Annotated in this window: 20 protein-coding genes and 1 other RNA gene; 18 read left to right on the plus strand and 3 right to left on the minus strand. The window is 53.3% G+C overall.

Annotation, left to right across the window (positions count from 1 at the left end; translation table 11 throughout):
• Positions 1–31 precede the first annotated feature (31 nt).
• Together BQ2674_RS07150 and BQ2674_RS07155 are read right to left on the minus strand one after the other, a co-directional pair.
• Positions 32–1027: an isocitrate/isopropylmalate dehydrogenase family protein gene (locus BQ2674_RS07150; RefSeq protein WP_075573110.1), complete on the minus strand. Its 996-nt coding sequence runs from the start codon at positions 1025–1027 to the stop codon at positions 32–34.
• A gap of 2 nt (positions 1028–1029) precedes the next feature.
• Positions 1030–2370: a citrate synthase gene (locus BQ2674_RS07155; protein ID WP_075573111.1), complete on the minus strand. Its 1341-nt coding sequence runs from the start codon at positions 2368–2370 to the stop codon at positions 1030–1032.
• A gap of 278 nt (positions 2371–2648) precedes the next feature.
• Here BQ2674_RS07155 and BQ2674_RS07160 point away from each other — a divergent pair, with 278 nt between their 5' ends.
• From BQ2674_RS07160 to BQ2674_RS07185, 6 genes are read left to right on the plus strand one after another with little or no spacing between them, the layout of a single operon-like run.
• The gene (locus BQ2674_RS07160) at positions 2649–4922 is read left to right on the plus strand and encodes a hydratase (RefSeq protein ID WP_075573112.1); all 2274 of its coding nucleotides are present in this window, start codon (positions 2649–2651) and stop codon (positions 4920–4922) included.
• Positions 4923–4954: 32 nt separating this feature from the next.
• On the plus strand, positions 4955–5791 hold the full coding sequence (gene dapF / locus BQ2674_RS07165) for a diaminopimelate epimerase (protein WP_075573113.1): 837 nt from the start codon (positions 4955–4957) through the stop codon (positions 5789–5791).
• 1 nt (position 5792) lies between these two features.
• Complete coding sequence (gene sfsA, locus BQ2674_RS07170) at positions 5793–6932, plus strand: DNA/RNA nuclease SfsA (protein ID WP_075573114.1); 1140 nt, start codon at positions 5793–5795, stop codon at positions 6930–6932.
• A gap of 24 nt (positions 6933–6956) precedes the next feature.
• The gene (locus BQ2674_RS07175) at positions 6957–7544 is read left to right on the plus strand and encodes a hydrolase (RefSeq protein WP_075573115.1); all 588 of its coding nucleotides are present in this window, start codon (positions 6957–6959) and stop codon (positions 7542–7544) included.
• Between the two features lie 23 nt (positions 7545–7567).
• The gene (locus tag BQ2674_RS07180; protein WP_075573116.1) at positions 7568–8896 is read left to right on the plus strand and encodes a replication-associated recombination protein A; all 1329 of its coding nucleotides are present in this window, start codon (positions 7568–7570) and stop codon (positions 8894–8896) included.
• A complete protein-coding gene (locus BQ2674_RS07185; RefSeq protein WP_235828833.1) occupies positions 8866–9342 on the plus strand; it encodes a GtrA family protein in 477 nt (158 codons plus the stop codon). Before BQ2674_RS07180 ends, BQ2674_RS07185 begins: the two co-directional genes overlap by 31 nt.
• 119 nt (positions 9343–9461) lie before the next feature.
• Here the strand turns inward: BQ2674_RS07185 and BQ2674_RS08345 are convergent, their stop codons facing one another.
• Entirely contained in the window at positions 9462–14891 is a 5430-nt protein-coding gene (locus BQ2674_RS08345) for an S-layer homology domain-containing protein (protein ID WP_083222320.1), read from the minus strand.
• Between the two features lie 367 nt (positions 14892–15258).
• On the opposite strand from BQ2674_RS08345, the gene BQ2674_RS07225 reads away from it, so the two are divergent.
• The 12 genes from BQ2674_RS07225 (at position 15259) to BQ2674_RS07280 (ending at position 22894) form a co-directional block, all read left to right on the plus strand.
• A complete protein-coding gene (locus BQ2674_RS07225) occupies positions 15259–15483 on the plus strand; it encodes a hypothetical protein (RefSeq protein ID WP_075573117.1) in 225 nt (74 codons plus the stop codon).
• 72 nt (positions 15484–15555) lie between these two features.
• Entirely contained in the window at positions 15556–15768 is a 213-nt protein-coding gene (locus tag BQ2674_RS07230; protein WP_075573118.1) for a DUF1659 domain-containing protein, read from the plus strand.
• 22 nt (positions 15769–15790) lie between these two features.
• Positions 15791–16018: a DUF2922 domain-containing protein gene (locus BQ2674_RS07235; RefSeq protein ID WP_075573119.1), complete on the plus strand. Its 228-nt coding sequence runs from the start codon at positions 15791–15793 to the stop codon at positions 16016–16018.
• An 86-nt stretch (positions 16019–16104) separates the two neighbouring features.
• A complete protein-coding gene (locus BQ2674_RS07240) occupies positions 16105–16713 on the plus strand; it encodes a sigma-70 family RNA polymerase sigma factor (RefSeq protein ID WP_205407619.1) in 609 nt (202 codons plus the stop codon).
• Positions 16714–16885: 172 nt separating this feature from the next.
• Positions 16886–16985: signal recognition particle sRNA small type (gene ffs / locus BQ2674_RS07245), an RNA gene on the plus strand.
• 77 nt (positions 16986–17062) lie between these two features.
• Positions 17063–18832 (plus strand): DNA polymerase III subunit gamma/tau, encoded by a 1770-nt coding sequence (gene dnaX / locus BQ2674_RS07250; protein WP_075573121.1) that lies wholly within the window; start codon positions 17063–17065, stop codon positions 18830–18832.
• A gap of 24 nt (positions 18833–18856) precedes the next feature.
• Entirely contained in the window at positions 18857–19174 is a 318-nt protein-coding gene (locus BQ2674_RS07255) for a YbaB/EbfC family nucleoid-associated protein (RefSeq protein ID WP_075573122.1), read from the plus strand.
• A complete protein-coding gene (gene recR / locus BQ2674_RS07260) occupies positions 19174–19764 on the plus strand; it encodes a recombination mediator RecR (RefSeq protein WP_075573123.1) in 591 nt (196 codons plus the stop codon). The genes BQ2674_RS07255 and recR overlap by 1 nt, the downstream gene beginning before the upstream one ends.
• Before the next feature lie 7 nt (positions 19765–19771).
• The gene (locus BQ2674_RS07265) at positions 19772–20017 is read left to right on the plus strand and encodes a pro-sigmaK processing inhibitor BofA family protein (RefSeq protein WP_075573124.1); all 246 of its coding nucleotides are present in this window, start codon (positions 19772–19774) and stop codon (positions 20015–20017) included.
• 13 nt (positions 20018–20030) lie between these two features.
• Positions 20031–21122, plus strand: coding sequence for an efflux RND transporter periplasmic adaptor subunit (locus tag BQ2674_RS07270; protein ID WP_075573125.1), 1092 nt, complete (start codon positions 20031–20033; stop codon positions 21120–21122).
• Between the two features lie 19 nt (positions 21123–21141).
• Positions 21142–21906 carry an IclR family transcriptional regulator gene (locus BQ2674_RS07275; protein WP_075573126.1) on the plus strand — a complete coding sequence of 255 codons (765 nt, stop codon included), beginning with the start codon at positions 21142–21144 and terminating at the stop codon, positions 21904–21906.
• A gap of 43 nt (positions 21907–21949) precedes the next feature.
• Positions 21950–22894, plus strand: a complete 945-nt coding sequence (locus tag BQ2674_RS07280) for a DUF2156 domain-containing protein (RefSeq protein ID WP_328585488.1) — start codon at positions 21950–21952, stop codon at positions 22892–22894.
• The last annotated feature ends 16 nt before the right edge of the window (positions 22895–22910 follow it).

Genomic DNA, 22910 nt, shown 5'->3' on the forward strand with positions numbered 1-22910 from the left:
CGATGAAAGGGCGTTTTCAGTGATCCTGTACTTATAACGCGGCAATAACGGCCTGTGCGTATTCTTCCGTTTTGGCACTGCCGCCGAGATCGGGCGTAAGTGTTATTCCCGCCGCAAGGACAGTATCGACGGCACGGCGAATATTGCCGGCAATCGTTTTTTCGCCTATATATTCGAGGAGCATACATGCCGACCAAAGGAGAGCCGTCGGATTGGCAATGTGTTTGCCGGCAATGTCCGGGGCACTGCCGTGGACTGCTTCAAACATGGCATAGTTTTCGCCTATATTCATGGAAGGCAAGAGACCGAGGCCGCCGATGAGGCCGCTCGTCAAATCGGAAATAATATCGCCGTACAGATTGGGTGTGACGATGATATCGAATGTTTCCGGCCGCATTACGAGCTGCATGCATACATTGTCGACGATTTTGTCGTCGCTCTTAATGTCCGGAAACTCCGCTGCGATTTCCTTGAAAACAGATAGGAAAAGACCGTCGCTCAACTTCAAAATATTCGCCTTATGGACGCACGTCACCTTGTGCCGCTTCCGCTCCCTTGCGTAACGGAAAGCGTCGCGAATAATCTTTTCGCTTGCCTTGCGCGTAATAATTTTGGTTGCGTGTACCGTGTCCGCGTCGATTTGCTCCTCTATCCCGACATAGAGATCTTCCGTGTTTTCGCGGAAGGTTACGATGTCGACGTTCGGGAAAGGCGTCGGCACGGCACTGTTCGATTTTGCCGGTCTGATATTGGCGTATAAGTTGTATGTATTGCGCAGCGTCACGTTGAGCGAGCGAAAGCCTTTGCCGACAGGTGTCGTAACGGGCGATTTTAAGAGAATATGAGTTTTTTCAAAGGACGAGAAGGCCCTGTCCGGAATGAGGGCGCCATGTTGTTCATATTCGGCCGCGCCGACATTGAAGAACTCATAGTCCAGCGGTGCCTTGGCGGCCTGCAAAACGGAGATAACCGCCTCCGTAATTTCCGGGCCGATACCGTCTCCTTTGAATACCGTGATCGTTTTCATCCTTACCTGTCCTCTCTGCGTATATACGAGACCAGATCACCGACATATTTCGTTGCCGGACGCATGATTCGCCCGTCGTACAGTTTGTTTTCAATATTGTGGGCCAGCCAACCGACGAGACGGCTGACGACGAAGAGGGGCGTATACAAATCGCGGGGAATGCCGAGCATATGATAACAAAATCCGCTGTAATAGTCGACATTGCTGCAAATATCCATGCCCGTATCTTTGCCGATTTCCTCTTTCGCAATGCATTCAAAGCGGCGATAGAAGTCAAAGTCCTTCGCAAGGCCCTTCTTGGTAGCCACTTCACCGCAGTATTCACGCATGATTTCGGCGCGCGGATCCGACAGTGTATAGACGGCGTGGCCGAAGCCGTAGACGAGGCCGTTCGATTCGGGGAAGGATTTATTGAGGATGCGCTTGATTGTTTCCCGGATTTGTTTGTCCGTCGCGTCCAGACCGATGGCGGCAATAATCCGTTCCATCATTTGCGACGTTCGCACGTTGGCCCCGCCGTGTCGTGCCCCTTTCAGAGCGCCGATGGAGCTGGCCATGGTCGAGTAAATGTCCGTATCCGTCGACGCGACGACGACATTTGTAAAGGTTGAATTTGTACCGCCGCCGTGATCGGCGTGGAGGAAGAGGAGTAAATCGAGAAGGTGTGCTTCCGCTTCCGTAAAGGAACTGTCCGGCCGCAACATGGAAAGAATGTTTTCCGCCGTCGAGTAATCTTTGCGCGGATAGTGTATAATCAAGCTGTGTCTATTATAGTAGTGTACTTTAGACATATAAGCATAGCAGGCGATGGACGGGAGCTTGCCCATAATGTTCAGGCCCTTGCGCAGCGTTTGGTAGACGTCCGTGTTGTCCGGGTCCTCGTCGTAGTTATAGAGCGTCAGTAAAGCGTGCTGCAGCTTGTTCATCAGGTTTTTTCCGGGCATACGGAGCAGGTTCATTTCTAAAAAATCGTCGGGCAGCTCATACGACTCCTGAATGATTTTACAAAAATCATCCAGTTCTCTCCGGTTCGGCAGGTAGCCGAAGAGGAGGAGGAAACAGGCTTCCTCGTAGAGATAACCCGTATAGGCGTCGTTTTTGACGAGATCGAGGATATCGATGCCCCTGTAGTACAGGGTGCCGTCACAGTTGACCTTAACGCCCTCCGCATCGCGACGATAGCCGACGACATCGGCAATGCGCGTCAGTCCGACGAGTACGCCCGTGTGGTCCTCGTTCCGCAGACCGCGTTTTACGCCGTGCTTTACATACAAGTCTCTGGGTATTTGCGTGTAGTTTTGTGATTTGCCGTAAAATTGGGCTAATTGAATATTTCGGTCCATGCCGAAGACTCCTTTTTTATAAATATTTTTCACTAATTATAAATATACAACCGGAAAAAGATTGGAAAACCGTGCTGTTATATATGAGCTATTATAGCATAAAAATAGTATCTGTAAAAAGAATGCCTCATTGTAAAATATATGGCCGCATGTTTTTTGTGTAGCCCTGAATATGGTATAATATAACTCATATTCTCAGTAAATTTTACAATGTAAAAACGAATTGCGCAATTACTAAAATAAAGTATGACCAACACGCCCGTGAAGGAGGAAGTGCTATGATTAAATTGTATGACGGCGGCGCCTATGTCATCAACGGTTCGCGTATTGTGCCCGAACTGGAAATGACTGCGGAACGGGCCCCGGCCGGCACGGATATAGAGAAGGATGAAGCCCGTAAGGGAACCATTGCTCATGCTATTTTGATGGGCCACAATACGTCCGACTCGACAGAACGGCTGAAAATAAAATTTGATGCTATGGCCTCACACGATATTACCTTTGTCGGCATCATCCAGACGGCCCGTGCGTCCGGCATGGAGCGCTTTCCTCTGCCCTATGTCCTCACAAACTGTCATAACTCCCTCTGTGCCGTAGGCGGCACGATTAACGAGGACGACCACGTCTTCGGTCTTTCGGCGGCCAAGAAATATGGCGGCATCTTTGTCCCGCCCCACCTTGCCGTCATTCACCAGTTCATGCGGGAGAAGTTCGCCGCCTGCGGTAAAATGATCCTCGGCTCCGACAGCCATACGCGCTATGGTGCTCTCGGCACGATGGCTATGGGTGAAGGCGGCGGTGAGTTGGTCAAACAGCTCCTCTGCGACACGTACGACATTTCCTATCCCGGAGTCGTCGGCGTCTACCTCGACGGCGAGCCCAATCCTGCCGTCGGTCCTCACGATATAGCTATCGCCCTCGTCGGCGCCGTCTTTAAGAACGGCTATGTCAAAAACAAGGTCATGGAATTTATCGGTCCCGGCGTAGCGGCCATGTCTACGGATTTTCGCAACGGCGTCGACGTCATGACGACGGAAACGACCTGTCTCTCGTCGGTCTGGCGTACGGATGCCGACACGAAGGCCTACTTGGAGCTTCACGGCCGCGGCGACGAGTATCGCGAGCTGAACCCTGCGGATCTTGCTTATTATGACGGCATGATTTATGTTGACTTGAGCAGGATTAAACCTATGATCGCCATGCCCATGCATCCGAGCAATGCTTTCACCGTTGACGAGTTGAACGCTGATACGGCCGATATTTTGCATGATATAGAAGAAAATATAAAAAGGCGTTTTGATGACAAAGTAGTACATATCAGCCTGAGCGATAAGGTTAAGAACGGCAGGCTGCACGTGCAACAGGGCGTCATTGCCGGTTGTGCCGGCGGTAACTATACGAATATCATGGCTGCCGCTCACGTTCTCAAGCATGCAGGCCTTACGAATGACGTCTTTACACTCGACCTCTACCCGTCATCTCAGCCGGTCTGCCTTGACCTGCTTCGTAAGGGTACCGTTGCGGATCTTGTCGCAGCCGGGGCCGTCATGAAGACTGCCTTCTGCGGCCCCTGTTTCGGTGCCGGCGATACGCCGGCGAACAACGCCATCAGCATTCGTCACACGACGCGCAACTTTCCGAACAGAGAAGGCAGTAAACCCGGCAGCGGACAGTTTTCCGCCGTTGCCCTCATGGATGCCCGCTCCATCGCCGCAACAGCCGCAAACGGCGGTGTTTTGACGTCGGCAGAAGGCTATTTCGATGATTATAAGGAGCCCGTATACGATTACGACGATTCGCCCTATGCCAATCGCGTTTACTACGGGTATAATAAGGGAGACGACCGAATACCCCTCGTTTACGGCCCGAATATTAAAGACTGGCCGGAACAGGAAGTCCTGGCCGACTCGATTTTACTTAAAGTATGTTCCAAAATTTTAGACCCCGTCACAACGACGGATGAGCTCATTCCCTCGGGAGAAACGTCATCGTACCGCTCCAACCCGCTTGCCTTGGCGGAATTTACCCTTTCCCGCCGCGATCCGGACTACGTCGGCCGCGCCAAGGCCGTTCGTGAGTTGGAAGATAAGCGCAGAGCCGGTGATCTGGATGATGAACTGGCGGCTGTCTATGATATCCTGGAAAAGAAAGTCGGCAGGCTTGACCGCGCAACCGTTGAAGTGGGCAGCATGATTTACTGTATCAAGCCCGGCGACGGCTCGGCGCGGGAGCAGGCTGCCAGCTGTCAGCGCGTACTCGGCGGCTTGGCCAATATTTGCAGGGAATACGCCACCAAACGGTACCGCTCTAACGTCATCAACTGGGGTATGTTACCCTTCCAAATGAAAGAGGACGCGAACTTTTCCGTAGGCGATTACATTTACGTACCTCATGTGCGTTCAATTCTGAACGGCAATACGGACGATATTGCGGCTTATGTTGTAAGCGGCGGTGACGTGTCGAAAATTTCACTCTATATTACGGCTCTCACTGCCGAAGAGCGGCAGATTATTCAGGCCGGCTGCCTGATTAACTTTAATCGCAGCCGATAAATGAGATTTTCATGCCGTGGAGGGGGAAAAGTATGAAATTCGTAAAAATGCACGGTCTCGGCAATGATTTCGTATTCATTGAAGAGAAGAATAATAAAGACAAGAACTATGCCGACGCAGCGCGGCGTCTCTGCGACCGCCATACGGGTGTCGGCGCCGACGGCCTCATCGTCGTTGACGACAGTGACGTGGCCGATGTGGCCATGCGTATTATCAATGCCGACGGCAGCGAGGCGGAAATGTGCGGCAACGGCATTCGGTGCTTTGCCAAGTACGTCTACGATACGGGGATCATGCAAACGGATACGTTTACCGTAGAGACGGGTGCCGGCATTATGCGGCCGAAAATCGCCGCGCTCACGGACGGCAAGGCCGAGCTCATCACGATTAATATGGGCAGGCCCGTTCTTGAGCGCAATGCTATCCCCATGACGGGAAAAGACGGGACCGTCATTAATGAAACTCTCGTCGTAGACGGCAAGACCTATAAGATTACCGCCCTTCTTCTCGGCGTGCCCCATACGGTAACGTACGTCGGCGATCTTGCGTCCGTAGACGTGACCGGTCTGGGTCCGCTTTTCGAGCATCATCCGGACTTTCCCAAGAAAACGAACGTCAACTTTACACAGGTCATAGACGATAAGACTGTTGCCGTACGTACGTGGGAACGCGGTGCCGGCGCAACTCTGGCCTGCGGCACGGGCTCGTGCTCGGCAGCGGTGGCGTCCTACCTGAACGGCTATACGGGCCGCAGCGTTGACGTGTGCCTCGCCTTGGGTACCTTGCACATCGATTACGATGAAAACGACGGCAGCGTCTACATGACGGGGCCGGCTTCCGTATCCTTTACCGGCGAAATAGAGGGTTGACATGATACGTCATGACAAACTGTACAGGGCGACGTTCGTCGAGCGGCCGAACCGATTTATCGTGCGTGCCGACCTGGACGGAGCAATCGTCACCTGCCATATGCCCAACCCGGGCCGCCTGTGGGAGCTCCTCTTTCCGGGGACGTCTCTTATGCTGCGCAAGGCGCCGGCCGATTCGGGCCGAAAGACATCTTATGACGTTATCGGCGTCTTTCGCGACGACGTGCCCGTCCTCATGGACACGCAGTACAATAACGACGTGGCATCCGCGCTCATTGCGCGCAAGCTCATTCCGGGCTGGGAATCGTGGTCCGTTCTGCGCCGGGAGGTGGCCGTTGAAGGAAGCCGCTTCGATTTGCTCCTGCACAGAGACGATGAGCTCTTCTTCGTTGAAGTGAAGTCGTGTACACTCTTCGGCAGGACGGGTGCCATGTTTCCCGATGCCGTCACGGAACGGGGGGAAAAGCACTTGCTTCACCTTGCCGCCTTGCAGGAACGGGGGTATCGGACGGGACTCCTCTTTCTCGTTCAGTGGGATCGGGCGGACTGGTTTCTGCCGGACTACCACACGGATCCGGCTTTTGCCGACACCTTTGCGGCCGTACAGGACAAGCTTGACTGGAAGGCTTTTTCCGTTGCCTGGGACGAAGAATTTTCCTTGCCTCGGCCGGGGCGGGAGCTTATCTATCCCGGCCATATTCTCAAGCGGGAAAATCACGACGGCGGCGACTACATGGCCGTCCTGCATGTGAAGCGGGAAACGGCTTGTGAAGTCGGTTCCTTGGGACGTCTGATCTTTTTGCCCGGCTACTACGTGTACGTCGGATCGGCAAAAAAGAATTTGGCTGCCCGACTGGCGCGGCACAGCCGCGTGCGCAAAAAGATGCACTGGCATCTCGATTACTTGCGCCGAATTGCCGACATTACGGCGACTGTTCCCGTCCGCACGGCTGATGATTTGGAGCATGACTTGGCGCGGCGCTTGGAGAAAATCGCCGTCTCGTCGGTGGAGCGCTTCGGCTGCACCGACTGCGGCTGCGCGTCGCACCTTTTTTATTTTCACGAAAATCCCGTTCACTACCGGCCATTTATGAATGTTGTTGAAGACTTTCGCATTAATCGGCTGCAACAGTTTATATAACAGCTTTCGGGAAGGAGAACAGACATGGATAGAACGGCAGCTTTAAGCCTTTTACAGAAGTATAATCAAGAACCTTTTCACATTCTGCATGCACTCACGGTGGAAGGCGTCATGAAGTGGTACGCCTGCGAACTCGGTTACGGCGGCGATGCCGACTGGTGGGGCCTCGTCGGTCTTTTGCATGACGTGGATTTTGAAAAATACCCGGAAGAACATTGCAAAAAGGCGCCGGCTCTCCTGGCGGAAGTCGACGCATCGCCCGGGTTTGTCCATGCCGTTTGTTGTCACGGTTACGGTATTTGCGTTGACATCGAACCGGAGCACTTGATGGAAAAAATCCTTTTTGCCGCCGACGAACTGACGGGCCTTATCGGCGCGGCCGCGAAGATGCGTCCCTCGCAGAGCACGCAGGACATGGAAGTGAAAAGCTTGAAGAAAAAATTTAAAGATAAAAAATTTGCCGCCGGCTGCTCCCGTGACATTATTACGCAAGGAGCGCAGCGCCTCGGCTGGGATTTGACGGAGCTTATGGAAAAGACCATTCTCGCCATGCGCGCCTGCGAAGACGACGTGCGCAAAGAATATACGGCCCTTACGGGAGCGGAAGCGTAACTGTTATTTGAAGGAAAAGTCATATGGAAGAAATTTCTCTCTTTACAACAAATGCGGTGCAGCAGCCCTTGGCGGCGCGTTTGCGGCCGCAGACTCTGGACGACTTTATCGGCCAACGTCACTTGCTCGGCGAAGGAAAAATTCTGCGGCGCCTTATCGAAAACGACACGATTGCGTCCATGATCTTTTGGGGGCCGCCCGGCGTCGGCAAGACGACGTTGGCCCGGATTATCGCGCAGCGCACGAAGGCGGCGTTCATCGACTTTTCCGCTGTCACCGGCGGCATTAAGGAAATTCGTCAGGTTATGCGGCAGGCCGATGAAAACCTGCGCTTCGGCGACAGGACGATTCTCTTCGTCGACGAAATTCATCGTTTCAATAAGGCACAGCAGGATGCTTTTCTTCCCTTCGTGGAAAAAGGCAGTATCACGCTCATCGGTGCGACGACGGAAAACCCTTCCTTTGAAATAAACGGCGCGCTTCTCTCGCGCTGTAAGGTCTTTGTTTTGCAAGCCCTGTCTGCAGACGACCTCGTCGTACTCCTGCGCCGCGCTTTGCAGGAGCCGGCAGGCTTCGGCATGCGGGAAATTAACATTGCGGACGACCTGCTCGGGGTGATTGCGGGCTTTGCCGACGGCGATGCCCGTGCGGCGCTGTCAACTTTGGAAATGGCCGTCCTCAACGGTGAACTCGAGGGCGATACGCTGAAGGTGACTGAAGAATCGTTGGAGCAGTGCATTTCCAAGAAATTCCTCTTGTACGATAAAAAGGGGGAAGAGCATTACAATCTTATTTCGGCCCTGCACAAGTCCATGCGTAATTCCGACCCGGATGCAGCCATTTACTGGCTGGCCCGCATGCTTGAGGCCGGTGAAGATCCGCTTTACGTGGCTCGCCGCGTTGTCCGCTTTGCCGCCGAGGACGTGGGTCTTGCGGATCCGCGTGCCTTGGAATTGGCCGTTGCGGCATATCAGTCCTGTCATTTTCTCGGCATGCCCGAATGCAACGTTCACTTGACGGAAATTGTCGTGTATCTTTCGTTGGCGCCCAAGTCGAATGCTATGGAAACGGCCTATTTGGCGGCGCGTAAAGATGCGCTTGAGCAGATTGCCGAACCCGTACCGCTGCAGATTCGCAATGCGCCGACAAAACTGATGAAAGACTTGAATTACGGTAAAGACTATGAATATGCTCACGATAACCCGGCCGGTCTGACAACCATGCAGTGCCTGCCCGATTCCCTGGCCGGAAAAGCATATTACGTGCCGACCGGACGAGGCCTGGAAGAGCGGTATAAGGACCGTTTGGAAGAAATTAAGGCATGGAAGAAGGCGCACGGAGCGAAGAAGTAATGAAGCGGAAAACACTCTTCGGCAAAGATTATACGGACAAAGAATATATAAAAGTTTTCTTTTATCTTCTCATCGGCGGTTCGGCAGCCGTTTTGGAATGGATTTTATTTTATTTCCTTTACCGTGCTTACGGAGCTCTGCTTCAGGATGTCGGCCCTACGGAGCCCATTTTGGCGGCAACGGCTACGGCTTTTTCCATCTCGACGGTCTATCACTATGTATTGGGCAACATCTTCGTCTTTGAAAGCGGTCGGCGCTACGGCAGGCGGGCCGAAATATCCCTCGTCTTTCTCGTCAGCGGCATGGGGCTTTTGTGGAATCTCCTCCTCATGTGGCTCTTTACCTCGCAGCAGGTATTTGCTTTGGCGCCGGTGCCGGCCAAAATGTTGGCAAGCGCCGTCGTGACCGTGTGGAACTATTTATCCCGTAAAAAGTGGATTTTTTAAGCGTTATAAGACGGAACCGTAAGATTGGCATGCAAGCACAAGGCCCCACGGCAAGATAACTCTCGCCGTGGGGCCTTGTTTCTCTAACAGAGTATGTTTGCAATGTTTATTCCGTTTGTTTATCCTTCGGCCGGAATATGGGAACCGTACACATCGCGATAGTCATTATTTTCCTTATCGTCGTCATTGTTGACACGTACGCGCTCTACCTTGCTTCTGTCATTGTCTTTTCCGGAAATACGGTCTACACGGATTCGGTCTGCGCGAATCCGGCGCAATTCCGGTTCGAACTCATTCATTGCCTTGTCCATCGTGTCGTCAACAGGAGCTCCGTTCTTCAATGCCCTGTAAAGGAGCGTCGCAAATTCATACCGTGTCATAGAACGGTCGCCTCCGAAGGTACCGTCAGGATACCCTTGGATAAGGCCGTTGCCGGCAAGGACGCGAATATACTCATAAGCCCAATGGTTTTCCGGCACATCGGGAAAATCCTTGGTCTTGCTTGTATCCAACAGGCCGAGGACGGCATTCAGCCGATCGTTCATATCCTCTATCTGTTTGCGAAGCTCTTTGTTGTCGGCCTTCAGATCGACAATTTCCTTGGCCATAGCCACCTTGGAGGTGGATACATGATTGCCCTGACCCAGCTTCAGGCTGATACCGGCGTTGACCATGTTTTCACCGCCGCCGAAGCTGCCGCCGACGGACAGCATCGTGTCTTCATTGGGACGGTAGAAAGCGCCTACCGACACGGCGTTGGCGCCGCGGTAATTGCCGTAACCCGCTGCAAAATCCCACTTGTCGTCCGGATCGAAATCCAGCGGATGGAGAGCCGCCAATGCCGCCGCTCCCGCGCCGACGCGGTCAAGACGGTTGTCCAGCTTGTTCACTTTGCCGCTGATATTCGTCACATTGTTCGTGATGTTCTGTACGTCATTCTTTACGGCGTGGAGCTGGCTGCCGTTTACGGCATCCGTCGAAGTGCTGCTGACTTCTCCGGCCGCCACACTCGTGATCTTCTTGCCGCCCGCATCGATTCCTGTCGTCGTCATGGACGGGCCGCCGGCGATCGTCACGCCCGTATTGCTGACCTTCGTATTGCCGGTCTTGACGCTGCCGTCACTGCCCAGGTCGATGTTCTTGGCAAGCTTCAGGTTCAGCTTGCCGTCCTTGGCAATAACGCCGATATTGTTCGCCGAAGCCGTATCCGCTTCACTGACACCGCCGGTGATATTGAGCGTTTCGCCCGAATTCTTGGTGACGGGACTGCCCGAATCTCCCGCAAAGGTCAGATTACCGCTTCCGCCGGCACCTACGAGACCGCTTACGTCAACTTCATAATTCTTGGACGGATCATTCTGCGTGAATTTGAGCTTCTTCGTTGCCGCATCATACGTGCCGCCTGTCGTATACGTGTCCTTGGAATTAACCGTATAGACTGTATGGTTATCGGGGCCGGCAGTCGTCTTATCGACAGTCACATTATCTCCGCCTTTTACTTCCATATTCGCGGCCGTCGTCGCCGTTGACTGAACCTGCTTCAGCTGCGCCACATTGACGGCGTCCGTATCCTGCGCACCTGCCGCCACGCCCGTAATCTGACGGGTCACATTGTTTGCCGCATCACCGACGGAAACGGCCGCCTGTGTGGCCTTCCATGTCGCAGACGCGTCGGACGAAGCCCCGCCGGTCTTGGGATCATAGCCTGCGGCACCGGCTGCGGTAGAAGCTATGGAGCCGAAGCCGAGAGCTACACCGCCGGCCGCGGTCACATTGGCATTATGGCCGATGGCTACGGCGTTTGCCACGCTCGTCGTAATGGTGCTGTCTCCGGAGCCCAGAACGATGCTGTTGTCGGCGTGGTTTGAAAGTTTCCGCTTGTTGCCCATCACGAGAGCATCATCCGTGTCTTCCACCGTGTTTTCGGAGCCGATGACGGATACATGATTGACATTAGTCGCCGTATTTTTATAACCGTCGATCATATTGTACTTGCTGACAGCCCCGCTGGTCCCTTTCAGAACGTTGCCCACGCCGATGATCTGGGAAGCTTGCGTCCAGTCGGCCGTATTGCCGCCGCCCATAGCCAATGTTGAACCGCCGCCGTCAGAATTCTTCACGGCAGTGCGGAGCTTGTCGGCCAGATCTTTTGCCGAAGAACCGCCGTCAGACGGCGCGGAAATATTGGTAATGGAGTTGGTAATCTCATTGCCGGCGCCGAAAATCAGGGAACCGTTGGAGTTGAATGTCCGGTTCGCCGTGCCGACGATGCTGTTGGCAACACCAGAATAGCTGTTTGAAGACGTTGCAGATTCAACACTGTTCAAGGATCCCATGACCGTCGCGCCGAAGTTCTGCCCTGCATAGAAAGACCAGTTGCTGCCGTTATATTTTCCGGAAATGATGGAGTACGCACCGTTCACTGTCGAGAAAGCCCCCTGATTATAGCTGTTCGTTCCCAACGTTGTTGCGTTGACATTGATACCGGTCGCTCTTGTATTGGCGCTATCAATATCTACATCTCCCATCTTACCTTTGTAGTTGTGAGTCCCTACCATCAAACTGCCTGTACGGGCAAAGGTATTTTCACCGATGGCAATACCGCCGGCTTCCTTCGACGGATCAGCCGGAATGGCAGGATAGCCGCTGAAGGTCGTCTGCCCGAGAGCAAACAGCTTTTCCTGATTGCCGGCCATATTTTCCACGCGGGCATTCTGCCCGATAGCGATGCTGCCGCCCTGATCAACGTAGTTGTCGATATAAGACTTATTGCCGATAGCAATGTCACCGCTGCCACGGTGACCGTTGCTGTCCTTGATCAGTGCTTCCGTACCGATGGCCACGCTGTTATGGCTCATGGTAGATGCCTTGACGCCGGCAGCCAGTGAATTATCTCCCTTGGCTCCGTCATTATTATAGTTGCTTCCGCTGCCCGTTTCTGTAGACTTGACACTGTAGTAATGTGTCTTCGCAGCATCAGCGGCAGTCTTTACATTTTTCAGCTGTGCCACGTTGACGGCATCCGTATCCTGCGTGCCTGCCGCTACGCCCGTAATCTGACGGGTCACATTGTTCGCCGCATCACCGACGGAAACGGCTGCCTGTGTGGCTTTCCATGTGGAAGTAGTCACAGTGGAGTTGGCTCCCGTTACCGGATCATAGCCTGCAATTCCCTTGTCCACAGAAGCGACGGAACCGCTTCCCAATGCCACACCGCCGGCTTTTTCCACCTTGGCGTTGTGGCCGACGGACACGGCTTCGGATACGGTCTGTTCCGTTTCATTGTCGGCGGAGCCGATGACCACGCTGTTCGATACGCCGGTCAGTTTATGATTGCTGCCGATAACCGTATTTCCCTTGCTGACGGCACCGCCGGTTCCTGTTACCGTATTTTTCGTACCGATAATCTGCGAAGCCTGTGCATAATCCGCCGTATTCCCGGAGCCCAAAACGGTCAGAGCACCGCCGCCGTTGGCGTTCTTAATAGCCTCGCGGAATTTGTCCGCAACGTCTTTTGCCGAACCCATCGATTTATCCGGCATAAACGAGAGCGTGTCGAAGGAATTGGTGATTTCGTTGCCTGCACCCAGCACTACCGTTCCGTTCGTATTGGCCGTGCGGTTGGCCGTGCCGAGGATACTGTTGGCGACACCGGCATTGGCGCCGGTCGAGCTCTTGGATTCAATCGTGTTCAGCGAGCCGGTTACGGTAGCCCCGAAATTGGCCCATTTATCTTTTGTATAATCTCCAGTAACCGCCGTATAAGCGCCGGTCACGGTGGAGAAAGCGCCGAAATTGAAGCTGTTTGTTCCCAGCGTCGTGGAATTCATCTGCAGGTTGGCGTTGTATATACTGCCGGCTGCAGTGTCCGCCGCGCCCGTATCGATCATCGTGTCGCCGATGGCGCCGCGGTAATTATGGGTCCCTATCATCAGGCTGCCCGTACGGGCAAAGGCATTTTCCCCGATAGCCACTCCGCCGGCGACCTTCGAGGGATCATCAGGTACACTGGTTCCGTTGGCATCGGCGGTCCAGCTGACCTGTCCCATCCCCAGTGCCACTTCCGTGGATCCGGTCATATTTCGAACATGAGCCTTCTGCCCCAAAGCGACACTGCCGCCCTGGTTCACGTAGTTCTCAATGAGAGTGCCGTTGCCGACGGCGACATCGCCGCCGCCGGACTGGTTACCGCCATGGTCCCGTACGTTGGCGTTGCGGCCGATTACGACCATGTTGGGGGCTACGTTATACGTATCGCCGCTGACATCGGAGGAACCGAGAATAATGCTGTGATCGGACCGGCTGGTAGCGCGGCGGTTGTTCCCGATGACAACGATGTCTTCCAGCATATCGCCGGCCGTTCCGCCAACAGTATTTTCAGAACCGATCACGGTCGCATGAGTAACGTGGTGTACGTCATTTTTATAGCCGTTGATAAAATTATACTTGCTGACAGCCCCGCTGGTTCCTTTCAGCGTGTTGTTCACGCCGATGATCTGAGACGCCTGCACATAATCTGCCGTGTTGCCGGAGCCCAGGACAGTCAGGGCACCGCCGCCATTGGAATTCTTAATGGCCTCGCGGAATTTGTCCGCAACGGTTTTCGCCGAACTCATTGATTGATCCGGCGTGAACGAGATTGTGTCAACGGAATTGGTAATCGCATTTCCCGCACCCAGGACCACAGACCCGTTCGTATTGAACGTGCGGTTGGCCGTGCCGAGGATATTGTTGGCGACGCCGGCATTGGCGCCGGTCGAGCTCTTGGATTCAATCGTGTTCAGCGAGCCGGTTACGGTAGCCCCAAAATTGGCCCACTTATCCTTTGTATAGTCGCCGGTAACCGCCGTATAGGCGCCGGTTACGGTGGAGAAAGCGCCGAAATTGAAGCTGTTTGTTCCCAGCGTCGTGGAATTCATCTGCAGATTGGCGTTATGCATACTGCCGGCGGCACTGTCCGCCGCACCCGTATCGATTGTCGTGTCACCGATGACGCCGCGGTAATTATGGGCTCCTATCATCAGGCTGCCCGAACGGGCATAAGAATTTTCGCCGATAGCAATACCGCCCGCCAAATTGGAGGGGGCAGCAGGCAGACTGCCGTTAAGCGCGGTCTGTCCCATCAGCATGGATCTTTCCGTGGAGCCGAACATATTTTGTACATGCGCCTTTTGTCCGAAAACAATGCTGCCGCCTTGGTTTAAATAATTTTCGATAAGCGAATTGTTTCCAATCGCGATCTCACCTTCAGCTGTAGACGGAATGCCGCCGTGCATCCGCATATGCGCATCCTTGCCGATAGCGATACTCGTATCTCTTGAGGCATTGCTGCCGGTACCTATCGCCACGCCCGGACCTTCGCCGGCAGGATTTGTCGCCGGTGTTGCCAGTGCGGTGCCGCCAATACAAAGACAAGCAACCAAAGCTGCCAGCATCGTTTTATGTTGTCCCGAAACAGCGGTACTGTGTGCATAACGGGAAACCAACTCCGAAACGACAACGTAGCGACCTTTTGCATTGCTCCAGATAACCTTGTAAATTCGATTCATACGTTCACACTCCTTTTGGTATAATGTTTTTGAATTGACAATATAATGTCTTGACTTTGTGATAACTTCCTAAATTGTATCAAAAATTTAAAACTTGTCAATAATTAAACAATAATATGTAAGTATTAATTGCTTGATTATAAACTGAAATTGAACGCACAAAACTTTACGGATCGTCTCGTAATTATGATTTAGATGTCCAATCGGAATAAGAGCAGGCAGTGTGTCTGTGAGCCGGTCTGCTCGGACAATGTTCAATTTTGAATTGTATTTTATGATAAAAAACTAAAAAAGGTGAATAAAATGGCGACTTAGTTTGCTTTATAAGTATAGAGGGGTAATTACAGCATGAGAAAGGAGGGATAGTATGCTCGGTTTTTTACGAACGCTCGACAAGAAGCAGATTATCTACGTTTTGCAGCGCCTCGTTCGCCTTATCTTGCCGCTGCGGCCGTACAGTCTTTGCGGCTGTTCGGCCCGATGTCCCTGCCCGGCTAATCAAATGGCGCGCATGACGGGTCTTGCTATCGGTGACGAAGTCCACTTTCGCATGGACAATCGCCCCGTAACGGCAACACCTCAAGGTGCATAAGCACAATTTTGTTGACAGTTTTGTCCTGTGCCCCTCACGGCAGAATTTATAAATTGAATGGAGGATACGAATATGGCAGATAAAAAGGTAATATCCGGAAAGTTACAGCTCGTCGTCTCTTATGAGGATGGCGGTAAACAAAAAAATCGCAGCCTTTCTTTTTCCGGCGTTAAGGCCGATGCGGAGCCGGCCGGCTTATGGTCGGCGGCAAACGCGTTGGCGGGCCTTCAGAAAGATCATTTGGACAAGGTAAAAGAAACGGTTCAGTACGAAATCGTCGAATAGTCTGTAACGAGGAGGAATTACGATGAAGACAAAATCGGAAACGAAAACATTAACGCTCATCTTTACCGATGATAAAGGCAAGAAAGTGAATTACGCATTGCAGCGTCCCAAGGCGGACCTTGACAAGGCTGCTGTCGACGGGGCGGCAAGCGCGGTCATCAGTGCCAACGTCTTCGCTTCTAAGAACGGTGATTTGACGGCCCTTGCGGCAAGTCAGATTGTAACGCGCAAGGTAGAAGTCTTTGAGTAAGGCCTGAAACCGGAGCCGGGTGTATGAGCGGCGCAGGCAGCGCCGCTCGTACTCCGTTCCCGGCAGCAGCGGGGGGAGAAAAATATATGAAGGAGATGTTCAGTATGCAACATTATGACGAAACCCCGTCCGCAGTTATTTTAGCCCAACAGGGAGATATGGCAGCAAAGCAATTATTATTGGATATCTACAAACCGCTCCTTCTGGGCCAAATCCGCAAATACCGGATGTGTTTTCCCTCCTATGAAGATGCTTATCAAACGGCGGCCCTTGCCGCCTTGGAATGTATTGCCGCTTTTGATACGTACGGTTCCAAGCCTTTCGGGTACTGTCTCAAGGCGAGTGTCCACAATCGTTTTCGTGATTACGTGACGAAAAAACGACGTGATGACAGCCGGTTCATACGTTCTGTTCACTTTTTTGATGAAACGGACGGGCGGGATTTGCCCGAACCCGTTGACAGCGATCCGTATGTACAGCCGGAAACGATGCTTTTATTGAAAGATAACCGTGATCAATTGAAAACTACATTGCAAAAATTGTCGGCAGAAGAAAAATGTCTTGTTGCCTGCCGCTTCCGACGCGAATGGACGGAACGGCAAATCGCGTCGGCTTTCGGTTGGAGCCAAGCTAAAGTAAGCCGCCGCCTGCATGCCTTAGTCTGTCGGCTTTTGTACATGATAAATCAAGCATAGCTTAACATGTAACATGTCCGGGTAATCTGAGACCAGATTATCCGGATTTATTATTTTAGCGGTAAAAGATCGACAATGCCGCCAATCCCCCCTCTCCCTCGTATTACCTTGCTATTTTTTGCCCGATGGGCTATAATTAGCAGGCATATAAAAGTGTTGGTGCGTGGTAGCCTGCCGGGGCTTGTGCAATGGAGACCTATGAACCTCGTCAGGTCCGAGAGGAAGCAGCGATAAGTAGTCATCTTCATGTGCCACAAGGGAACCCGGTAAGGCTATCATGCACGAGTGCTTTTACTTGGCGCAAGGGCAGCGATTAGCTGCTTTTTTTCGTATTTGAAAGGGTATATGTATGGCCTATATGGCGTTGTACCGCAAGTGGCGTCCCCAAGACTTCGACGATGTCGTCGGACAGGAGCACATTACGGCAACTTTACAACAGGCAATTGAAAAGGACAAGGTAGCCCACGCTTACCTCTTCTCGGGGCCCCGCGGCACGGGCAAGACGAGTACGGCCAAGATTTTTGCCAAGGCCGTGAACTGCGTCCACGGTCCGACGGCGCACCCCTGCAACGACTGCGGCGTATGCCGTCACATTACAAGCGGCGAGTCGTTGGACGTGGCAGAAATCGACGCCGCGTCGAACCGCAGCATCGAAGACATTCGCCAGCTTCGCGAGACGGTGAAGTTCATGCCTGCGGAAGGGCGGCGTAAGATATACATTATCGACGAAGTCCACATGCTGACGACGGAAGCCTTCAATGCTCTGCTGAAGACATTGGAAGAGCCGCCGGCCCATGTCGTCTTTATCTTGGCGACGACCGAAGCCGAGCGGATTCCCATGACCATTCTTTCGCGCTGCCAGCGCTACGAGTTTCGGCGCCTGACGAGTACCGATATCGGTGAACGCCTCCTCTACGTGGCGGAGCGGGAAAATATCGACCTGACGGCGGGGGCTGCCCATATCATGGCCGTACAGGCAGACGGCGGTATGCGTGACGCTTTGAGTTATCTCGACCAGTGCGCCGGCACGGGTGCCGACGTCGTTGACGAAGCTCTCGTACGCTCCCTCTTCGGTCTCGTCGGCAAGGACTGGCTCTTCTCCATGGCCGCCGCCCTCTTTGCGGGGCGGAACGGAGACCTCATCAAGGGTGTTGACGATGTTATCGCTATGGGCAAGGAGCCGCAAATGTTCCTGACGGAGCTCATTACGCATTTGCGTGCTCTTTTGCTCTGCAAGGCGGCACCCGGTACGGATACGCTCTCGGCCTATGCCGATTCGGACACGGAACTGCGTGTCCAGGCGGAAGCCGTCCCGACGGGCCGCATCTTTGCCGTCCTCAATATCCTCCAGGAAGCGCTCCTGCGGGTTAAAAACTCACCCTTACCGCGTATTGCGGCGGAGACGGGTCTTCTCATGGCGGCTCGTGTTCGGACTGCCGACGGCGACGACCTTACGGCGCGCGTGAAAGAGTTGGAAGAACGGGTGTATGCCGTGCCGGCTGCACCTGTGCCGTCGGCAAAACAGGCCGAAACAGAGCCGGAGCGGCCGGTGAAAGAACCGCCGCCTCAAGCGGCTGCAGCATCGAAAGCTGCTGCAGATTCTGTGCTGTCTGTGAATGATGCAAGTGCAGCACTTGCCGTACCGGTAACCGAGGTCGTACCTGCACCGGTGCAGGCGGACTACGCCAGGATTTGGCACGATGTGTGCGCCGTTCTCGACAGGGAGCGGAAGAAAGCCGTTCTCTCCTGCGTCCGCGCCGGCCGCGTAGCCTACATCGGCGAGACCGAGTTCATCCTGGCCTTAAAGACGGAGTTCATGGTCAAGCGGGCTAACCGGGAAGACTACTATTCCTGCATTGACGCCGCATTGACGCAGGTCCTCGGTAAAGGATATCATATGCGCGGCTACCTTGAAGGCGACGCGGATCTTGCGGCATACGAAAAAAAAAACGCTGACCTCACTGTAGAGACGGCGGCAATTCCCGAAACGGCGAAAAAGACACCGCTTCGGGAAGGAAAGATTTCTCCCGCCGATATACCTGCGGAAGATCGGGAAGTTCTTTCTCCCCTGCTCAAACAAATAAATGACTTTCATCTATACGTAGAATACAAAGACTAAGTGTACAACAAGGAGGAAACTATAATGTTCGGCGGTAATATGCAAGGCATGATGAAAAAAGTGCAGAAAATGCAAAAAGACATGAAAAAGATGCAGGAAGAGCTCAAGACGCGGACCGTTGAAGCGACGGTCGGCGGCGGCACGTTGACACTTGTTATGAACGGTGAAAAGAGTGTAGAAAGCGTTTCCATCGATCCGTCCGTCATTGACCCGGAAGATAAGGAAATGCTCGAAGATCTCATCGTCGCGGCTGTCAATGAAGCAAGCAAGAAAGTGGACGACCTGATGGCTCAGGAAATGAGCAAAATTACGGGCGGCATGAATTTACCGGGGCTGTTCTGATGGAAACGCCTTTGGAACAGCTGGCCGAGCAGTTTCGTCGCCTGCCGGGCATCGGCATCAAGACGGCGCGTAAGCTTGCCTACCATGTCGTGCAGCAGCCGGAAGAAAAGACGAACGCCTTTATCGCCGCTATTCGTGAGGCAAAGGAAAAAATGCGCTTTTGTTCCGTCTGTTTCAATCTTTCGTCATCTGACCCCTGCCCTGTTTGCGCGGACTTGCACCGCGACAGGTCGGTTATTTGCGTAGTCGAAACGCCGCAGGACGTGTCGGCTATTGAGCGCAGCAAGGATTACCGCGGCCTCTACCACGTCCTGCACGGCGCCTTGTCCCCCTTGGACGGCATCGGCGCCGAAGACCTGCGCATTCGGGAACTCTTGCAGCGCTTGGGCAATGCGGACGTGGCGGAAGTCATTATTGCCACGGATCCCGACGTGGAAGGCGAGGCGACGGCTCTCTATCTGGCGCGGCTCTTGAAACAGACCGGCGTCAAAGTAACGCGCATTGCCAGAGGCTTGCCCATGGGTGGTGACATCGAATTTGCCGATGAAGCGACCTTGGCCGGCGCCGTAGCTAATCGCCGGGAAATGTGAGGTTCTTATGGAATACGCATCTATTGCAGCGGGGATTATTCTTCTTTTTATTATTAATAAATTTATATTGGCACCGATGCGCCGCCTGGTCGTCAATACGGTGTCGGGCCTCTTTTTGTTGTATCTTGTCAACACATACGGTTCTCTCGTCGGCCTGGCCCATGTGACGATTACGCCTCTCGTCGGCATAATCATCGGTTTTTTCGGCATTCCCGGCGTGGCCGTTGTGACTGCGTACTATACGCTTATGTAAGGACTGAATCAGTATGAACGGAAAACAAGTACTCGGCCTTTGCGGTGCCGCCCTTTTATCCCTCGCCGTTCTCACGGGCTGCGGCAACACGGTGTCGACGAAGACCGAAAAGGTAACAATGTCGGCGCATCCCGTTGTCCTGACGTTGGATGCCAACATTACGGCCCTGCACGCGGCGGAAATCATGCCGAAAGTGTCGGGCAAGCTCGTCTCGGCTCCTCTCGCGGTAGGACAGGAAATCAAAGCGGGCGAAGTAGTTGCCCAAGTGGATGCCGCGCCGTACCAACAGAGTGTGAGCCAGGCCGAAGCGGAACTCATGGCGGCAGCGGCTACAGCAACGCCTTCTTATACGGCGGCAGCCGATACGGGCGAGCGGGCCAAACTTGATGTATGGTATGATATGGGTGCCATTTCCCGCGTTGAATACGAACAGATGCGTTCCCGCAGCGCGCCTGCCGTTGTGCCTGCCGTAGATACGGAAAAAATTGCCCAATTGCAGCAGACCATCCAGACGGCGCGGGAAATGCTGAGCAATGCGACCATTTACTCGCCCATTGACGGGCGCGTCACGGCCGTATCGGAAAACTCGTCCGTCGCCGTGGCAGGCAATATATTGGCGACGATTCAGCAAATGACCCCCCTCGTTGCGACCTTTGCCGTGCCCAAAGCTTATGTTGACGCCATTCGCGAGGCCCGCGGCAACGGCAGTCTGCGCGTGCAGATACTGACGCCTGCAGGCGAGACGGAAGCGGGAGAGTTGACCTTTTTGGCGACTGAAGAAGACGGTGCAACCGAGTCGTACCTTGCTAAAATCACCTTTAACAATACGAAAAACCTCTTCGTGCCGGGCGAATTTTACTCTATTCGTCTCTCGGCGCCGCAGGAAATCGACCAGATTACAGTACCCAAAGAAGCGGTACGCACGAAAGACAGCGGCGACTTCGTTTATGTCGTGAACAACGACGGACTCGTCGACGCCCGCGCCGTCCTTACGGGGGATGAAGAGAACGGTCGGGTCGTCGTCCTGAACGGTCTTCGTGAAGGCGAAACCATTGTCTCGGATCCGCCCGGTTCGCTGGAAATCGGCATGAAAGTTTCAGGCTAATGCAAAGAAGGGAATTACGATGAAAGATAAATTTCATAGTGAATCCAATCGGGAAGGAAGTTTATTAAAATCACTGGAAAAAAGCCTTGACGTTCTCGACCTCTTCGTCGAGTGCAACGGCGGCATGACGCTTAAAGAAATTGCTGCCAAAACGGAGCTCAATACGTCGACGGCCTTTCGCATTGTCAACACACTGGAGCGGCGCCACTATTTGACGCGCAACGAAGATTCCAAGCAGTACCGTCTGGGCGCACGGGCCCTGGCCCTCGGCTATTCGTCCCATTGGACGGAAAACCTCGTCACCTTGGCAAAACCCTATTTGCACAGACTGCAGCAGGAGTTTAATGAAACGGCGAGTATGTACATTGCTGAAGGGGACTGCCGCATCTGTCTCGATCACGTTGAAAGCACGCACTCTCTGCGGCGCGTCATACCCATCGGCGAATCGTTGCCTATCTACAAGGGTGCGGCCGGCAAAGTTCTCGTGGCCTGGGCCGGTGCGGATGAACAGAAGCGCATCAGTGACGCCTGCGGCAATTTGACGGAAAGCGAGCTCACCATGATTCGCCACAACGGCTATGCCGTCACTCAGGATGAGAGCGAAAACGGCCTCTTTGCTCTGGCCGTGCCGATTTTTAATTTTGAGAATCAGGTCGTCGCATCCCTTACGATTGCCGGTCCGTCCATGCGTTTCTACGATTCCGTACGGCAGAAAATGCTTTTTACAATGAGCCAGTATGCCTGCGAAATTTCTTACGCCTTAGGGTATCGCAAAAAAGAATAACCCGTATAAATGAAACAACCCGTAGAGGAATGAGTAATGAATATTGAGTTTTATACCGTTAGGGGGGATTATTATCATTCAGTTTAAGGAATTTACCATTGCCGACAAGCCGGTTTTGGATGATTATTTCCATCAAAAGCGGTACGAACAGGCCGACGCGACCTTTATGAACCTCTTCGCCTGGCAGTATCCTTATGAAATCCAGTGGGCAGAAGAAGATAATGTGCTCTATATCCGTTCAGGCCGCGGCAAGCAGCAATTTTGGCTGCCGCCTTTTTCACGTCGTGACGGTGGTTTTGTCGCCGGCCTGGACCGAATGAAGGAATGGTTTGATGCGCATAACTATCCGCTTCTCATGAAGGGCGTTACGGTGCCTGTCGTTGAGCGCTTGCAAAAACTCTGTCCCGATTGTTACGTCGTCACTCCGGACCGGGACAACTACGAATATGTTTACTTGACGCAGGACTTGATTAACCTGTCGGGCAAAAAGTTTCGCCAGAAGAAGAACAATTTGAATCATTTCCGCAATCAGTACATGGGGTACGAGTACGTGCCCGTGACACCGGAAATTTTTGAAGAATGTTTGGCCGCCGACGCGCGGTGGATGGAAAACCGTATGGATCGGGAAATAGTCGGCGAGGATGGAGATGAAATGCAGGGAGAACGCTTGGCCATTGAGACGATCTTCGATAATTGGGACGCCCTTGGTGCCACAGGCGGTGCTATTCGCATTTTCAACAAGATCGCCGCCTTCTCCATCGGCGAAATGCTCAATGACGACACGGCGATCATCCACTTTGAAAAGAGCGACCCGGCCATTCGCGGCCTCTATCAGGCGATTAATCATGAGTTCATTGTCCATGCCTGGAGCCACACGACATACATCAACCGCGAAGAAGATATAGGTCTGCCGGGCCTGCGCCAGTCGAAGGAATCGTACAATCCGGACCATTACGTGGAAAAATTCAGTGTTACCTTGGCGAAATAAAGAAAAGAGGTCACTA

The sequence above is a fragment of the Megasphaera coli genome (assembly GCF_900095855.1).
Lineage (GTDB): Bacteria > Bacillota > Negativicutes > Veillonellales > Megasphaeraceae > Megasphaera > Megasphaera massiliensis_A.

Coding starts and splice junctions, on each gene's coding strand:
- BQ2674_RS07150 (WP_075573110.1), bottom strand. CDS start 1,027: ATGAAAACGATCACGGTATTCAAAGGAGACGGTATCGGCCCGGAAATT.
- BQ2674_RS07155 (WP_075573111.1), bottom strand. CDS start 2,370: ATGGACCGAAATATTCAATTAGCCCAATTTTACGGCAAATCACAAAAC.
- BQ2674_RS07160 (WP_075573112.1), top strand. CDS start 2,649: ATGATTAAATTGTATGACGGCGGCGCCTATGTCATCAACGGTTCGCGT.
- dapF (WP_075573113.1), top strand. CDS start 4,955: ATGAAATTCGTAAAAATGCACGGTCTCGGCAATGATTTCGTATTCATT.
- sfsA (WP_075573114.1), top strand. CDS start 5,793: ATGATACGTCATGACAAACTGTACAGGGCGACGTTCGTCGAGCGGCCG.
- BQ2674_RS07175 (WP_075573115.1), top strand. CDS start 6,957: ATGGATAGAACGGCAGCTTTAAGCCTTTTACAGAAGTATAATCAAGAA.
- BQ2674_RS07180 (WP_075573116.1), top strand. CDS start 7,568: ATGGAAGAAATTTCTCTCTTTACAACAAATGCGGTGCAGCAGCCCTTG.
- BQ2674_RS07185 (WP_235828833.1), top strand. CDS start 8,866: ATGGAAGAAGGCGCACGGAGCGAAGAAGTAATGAAGCGGAAAACACTC.
- BQ2674_RS08345 (WP_083222320.1), bottom strand. CDS start 14,891: ATGAATCGAATTTACAAGGTTATCTGGAGCAATGCAAAAGGTCGCTAC.
- BQ2674_RS07225 (WP_075573117.1), top strand. CDS start 15,259: ATGCTCGGTTTTTTACGAACGCTCGACAAGAAGCAGATTATCTACGTT.
- BQ2674_RS07230 (WP_075573118.1), top strand. CDS start 15,556: ATGGCAGATAAAAAGGTAATATCCGGAAAGTTACAGCTCGTCGTCTCT.
- BQ2674_RS07235 (WP_075573119.1), top strand. CDS start 15,791: ATGAAGACAAAATCGGAAACGAAAACATTAACGCTCATCTTTACCGAT.
- BQ2674_RS07240 (WP_205407619.1), top strand. CDS start 16,105: ATGAAGGAGATGTTCAGTATGCAACATTATGACGAAACCCCGTCCGCA.
- dnaX (WP_075573121.1), top strand. CDS start 17,063: ATGGCCTATATGGCGTTGTACCGCAAGTGGCGTCCCCAAGACTTCGAC.
- BQ2674_RS07255 (WP_075573122.1), top strand. CDS start 18,857: ATGTTCGGCGGTAATATGCAAGGCATGATGAAAAAAGTGCAGAAAATG.
- recR (WP_075573123.1), top strand. CDS start 19,174: ATGGAAACGCCTTTGGAACAGCTGGCCGAGCAGTTTCGTCGCCTGCCG.
- BQ2674_RS07265 (WP_075573124.1), top strand. CDS start 19,772: ATGGAATACGCATCTATTGCAGCGGGGATTATTCTTCTTTTTATTATT.
- BQ2674_RS07270 (WP_075573125.1), top strand. CDS start 20,031: ATGAACGGAAAACAAGTACTCGGCCTTTGCGGTGCCGCCCTTTTATCC.
- BQ2674_RS07275 (WP_075573126.1), top strand. CDS start 21,142: ATGAAAGATAAATTTCATAGTGAATCCAATCGGGAAGGAAGTTTATTA.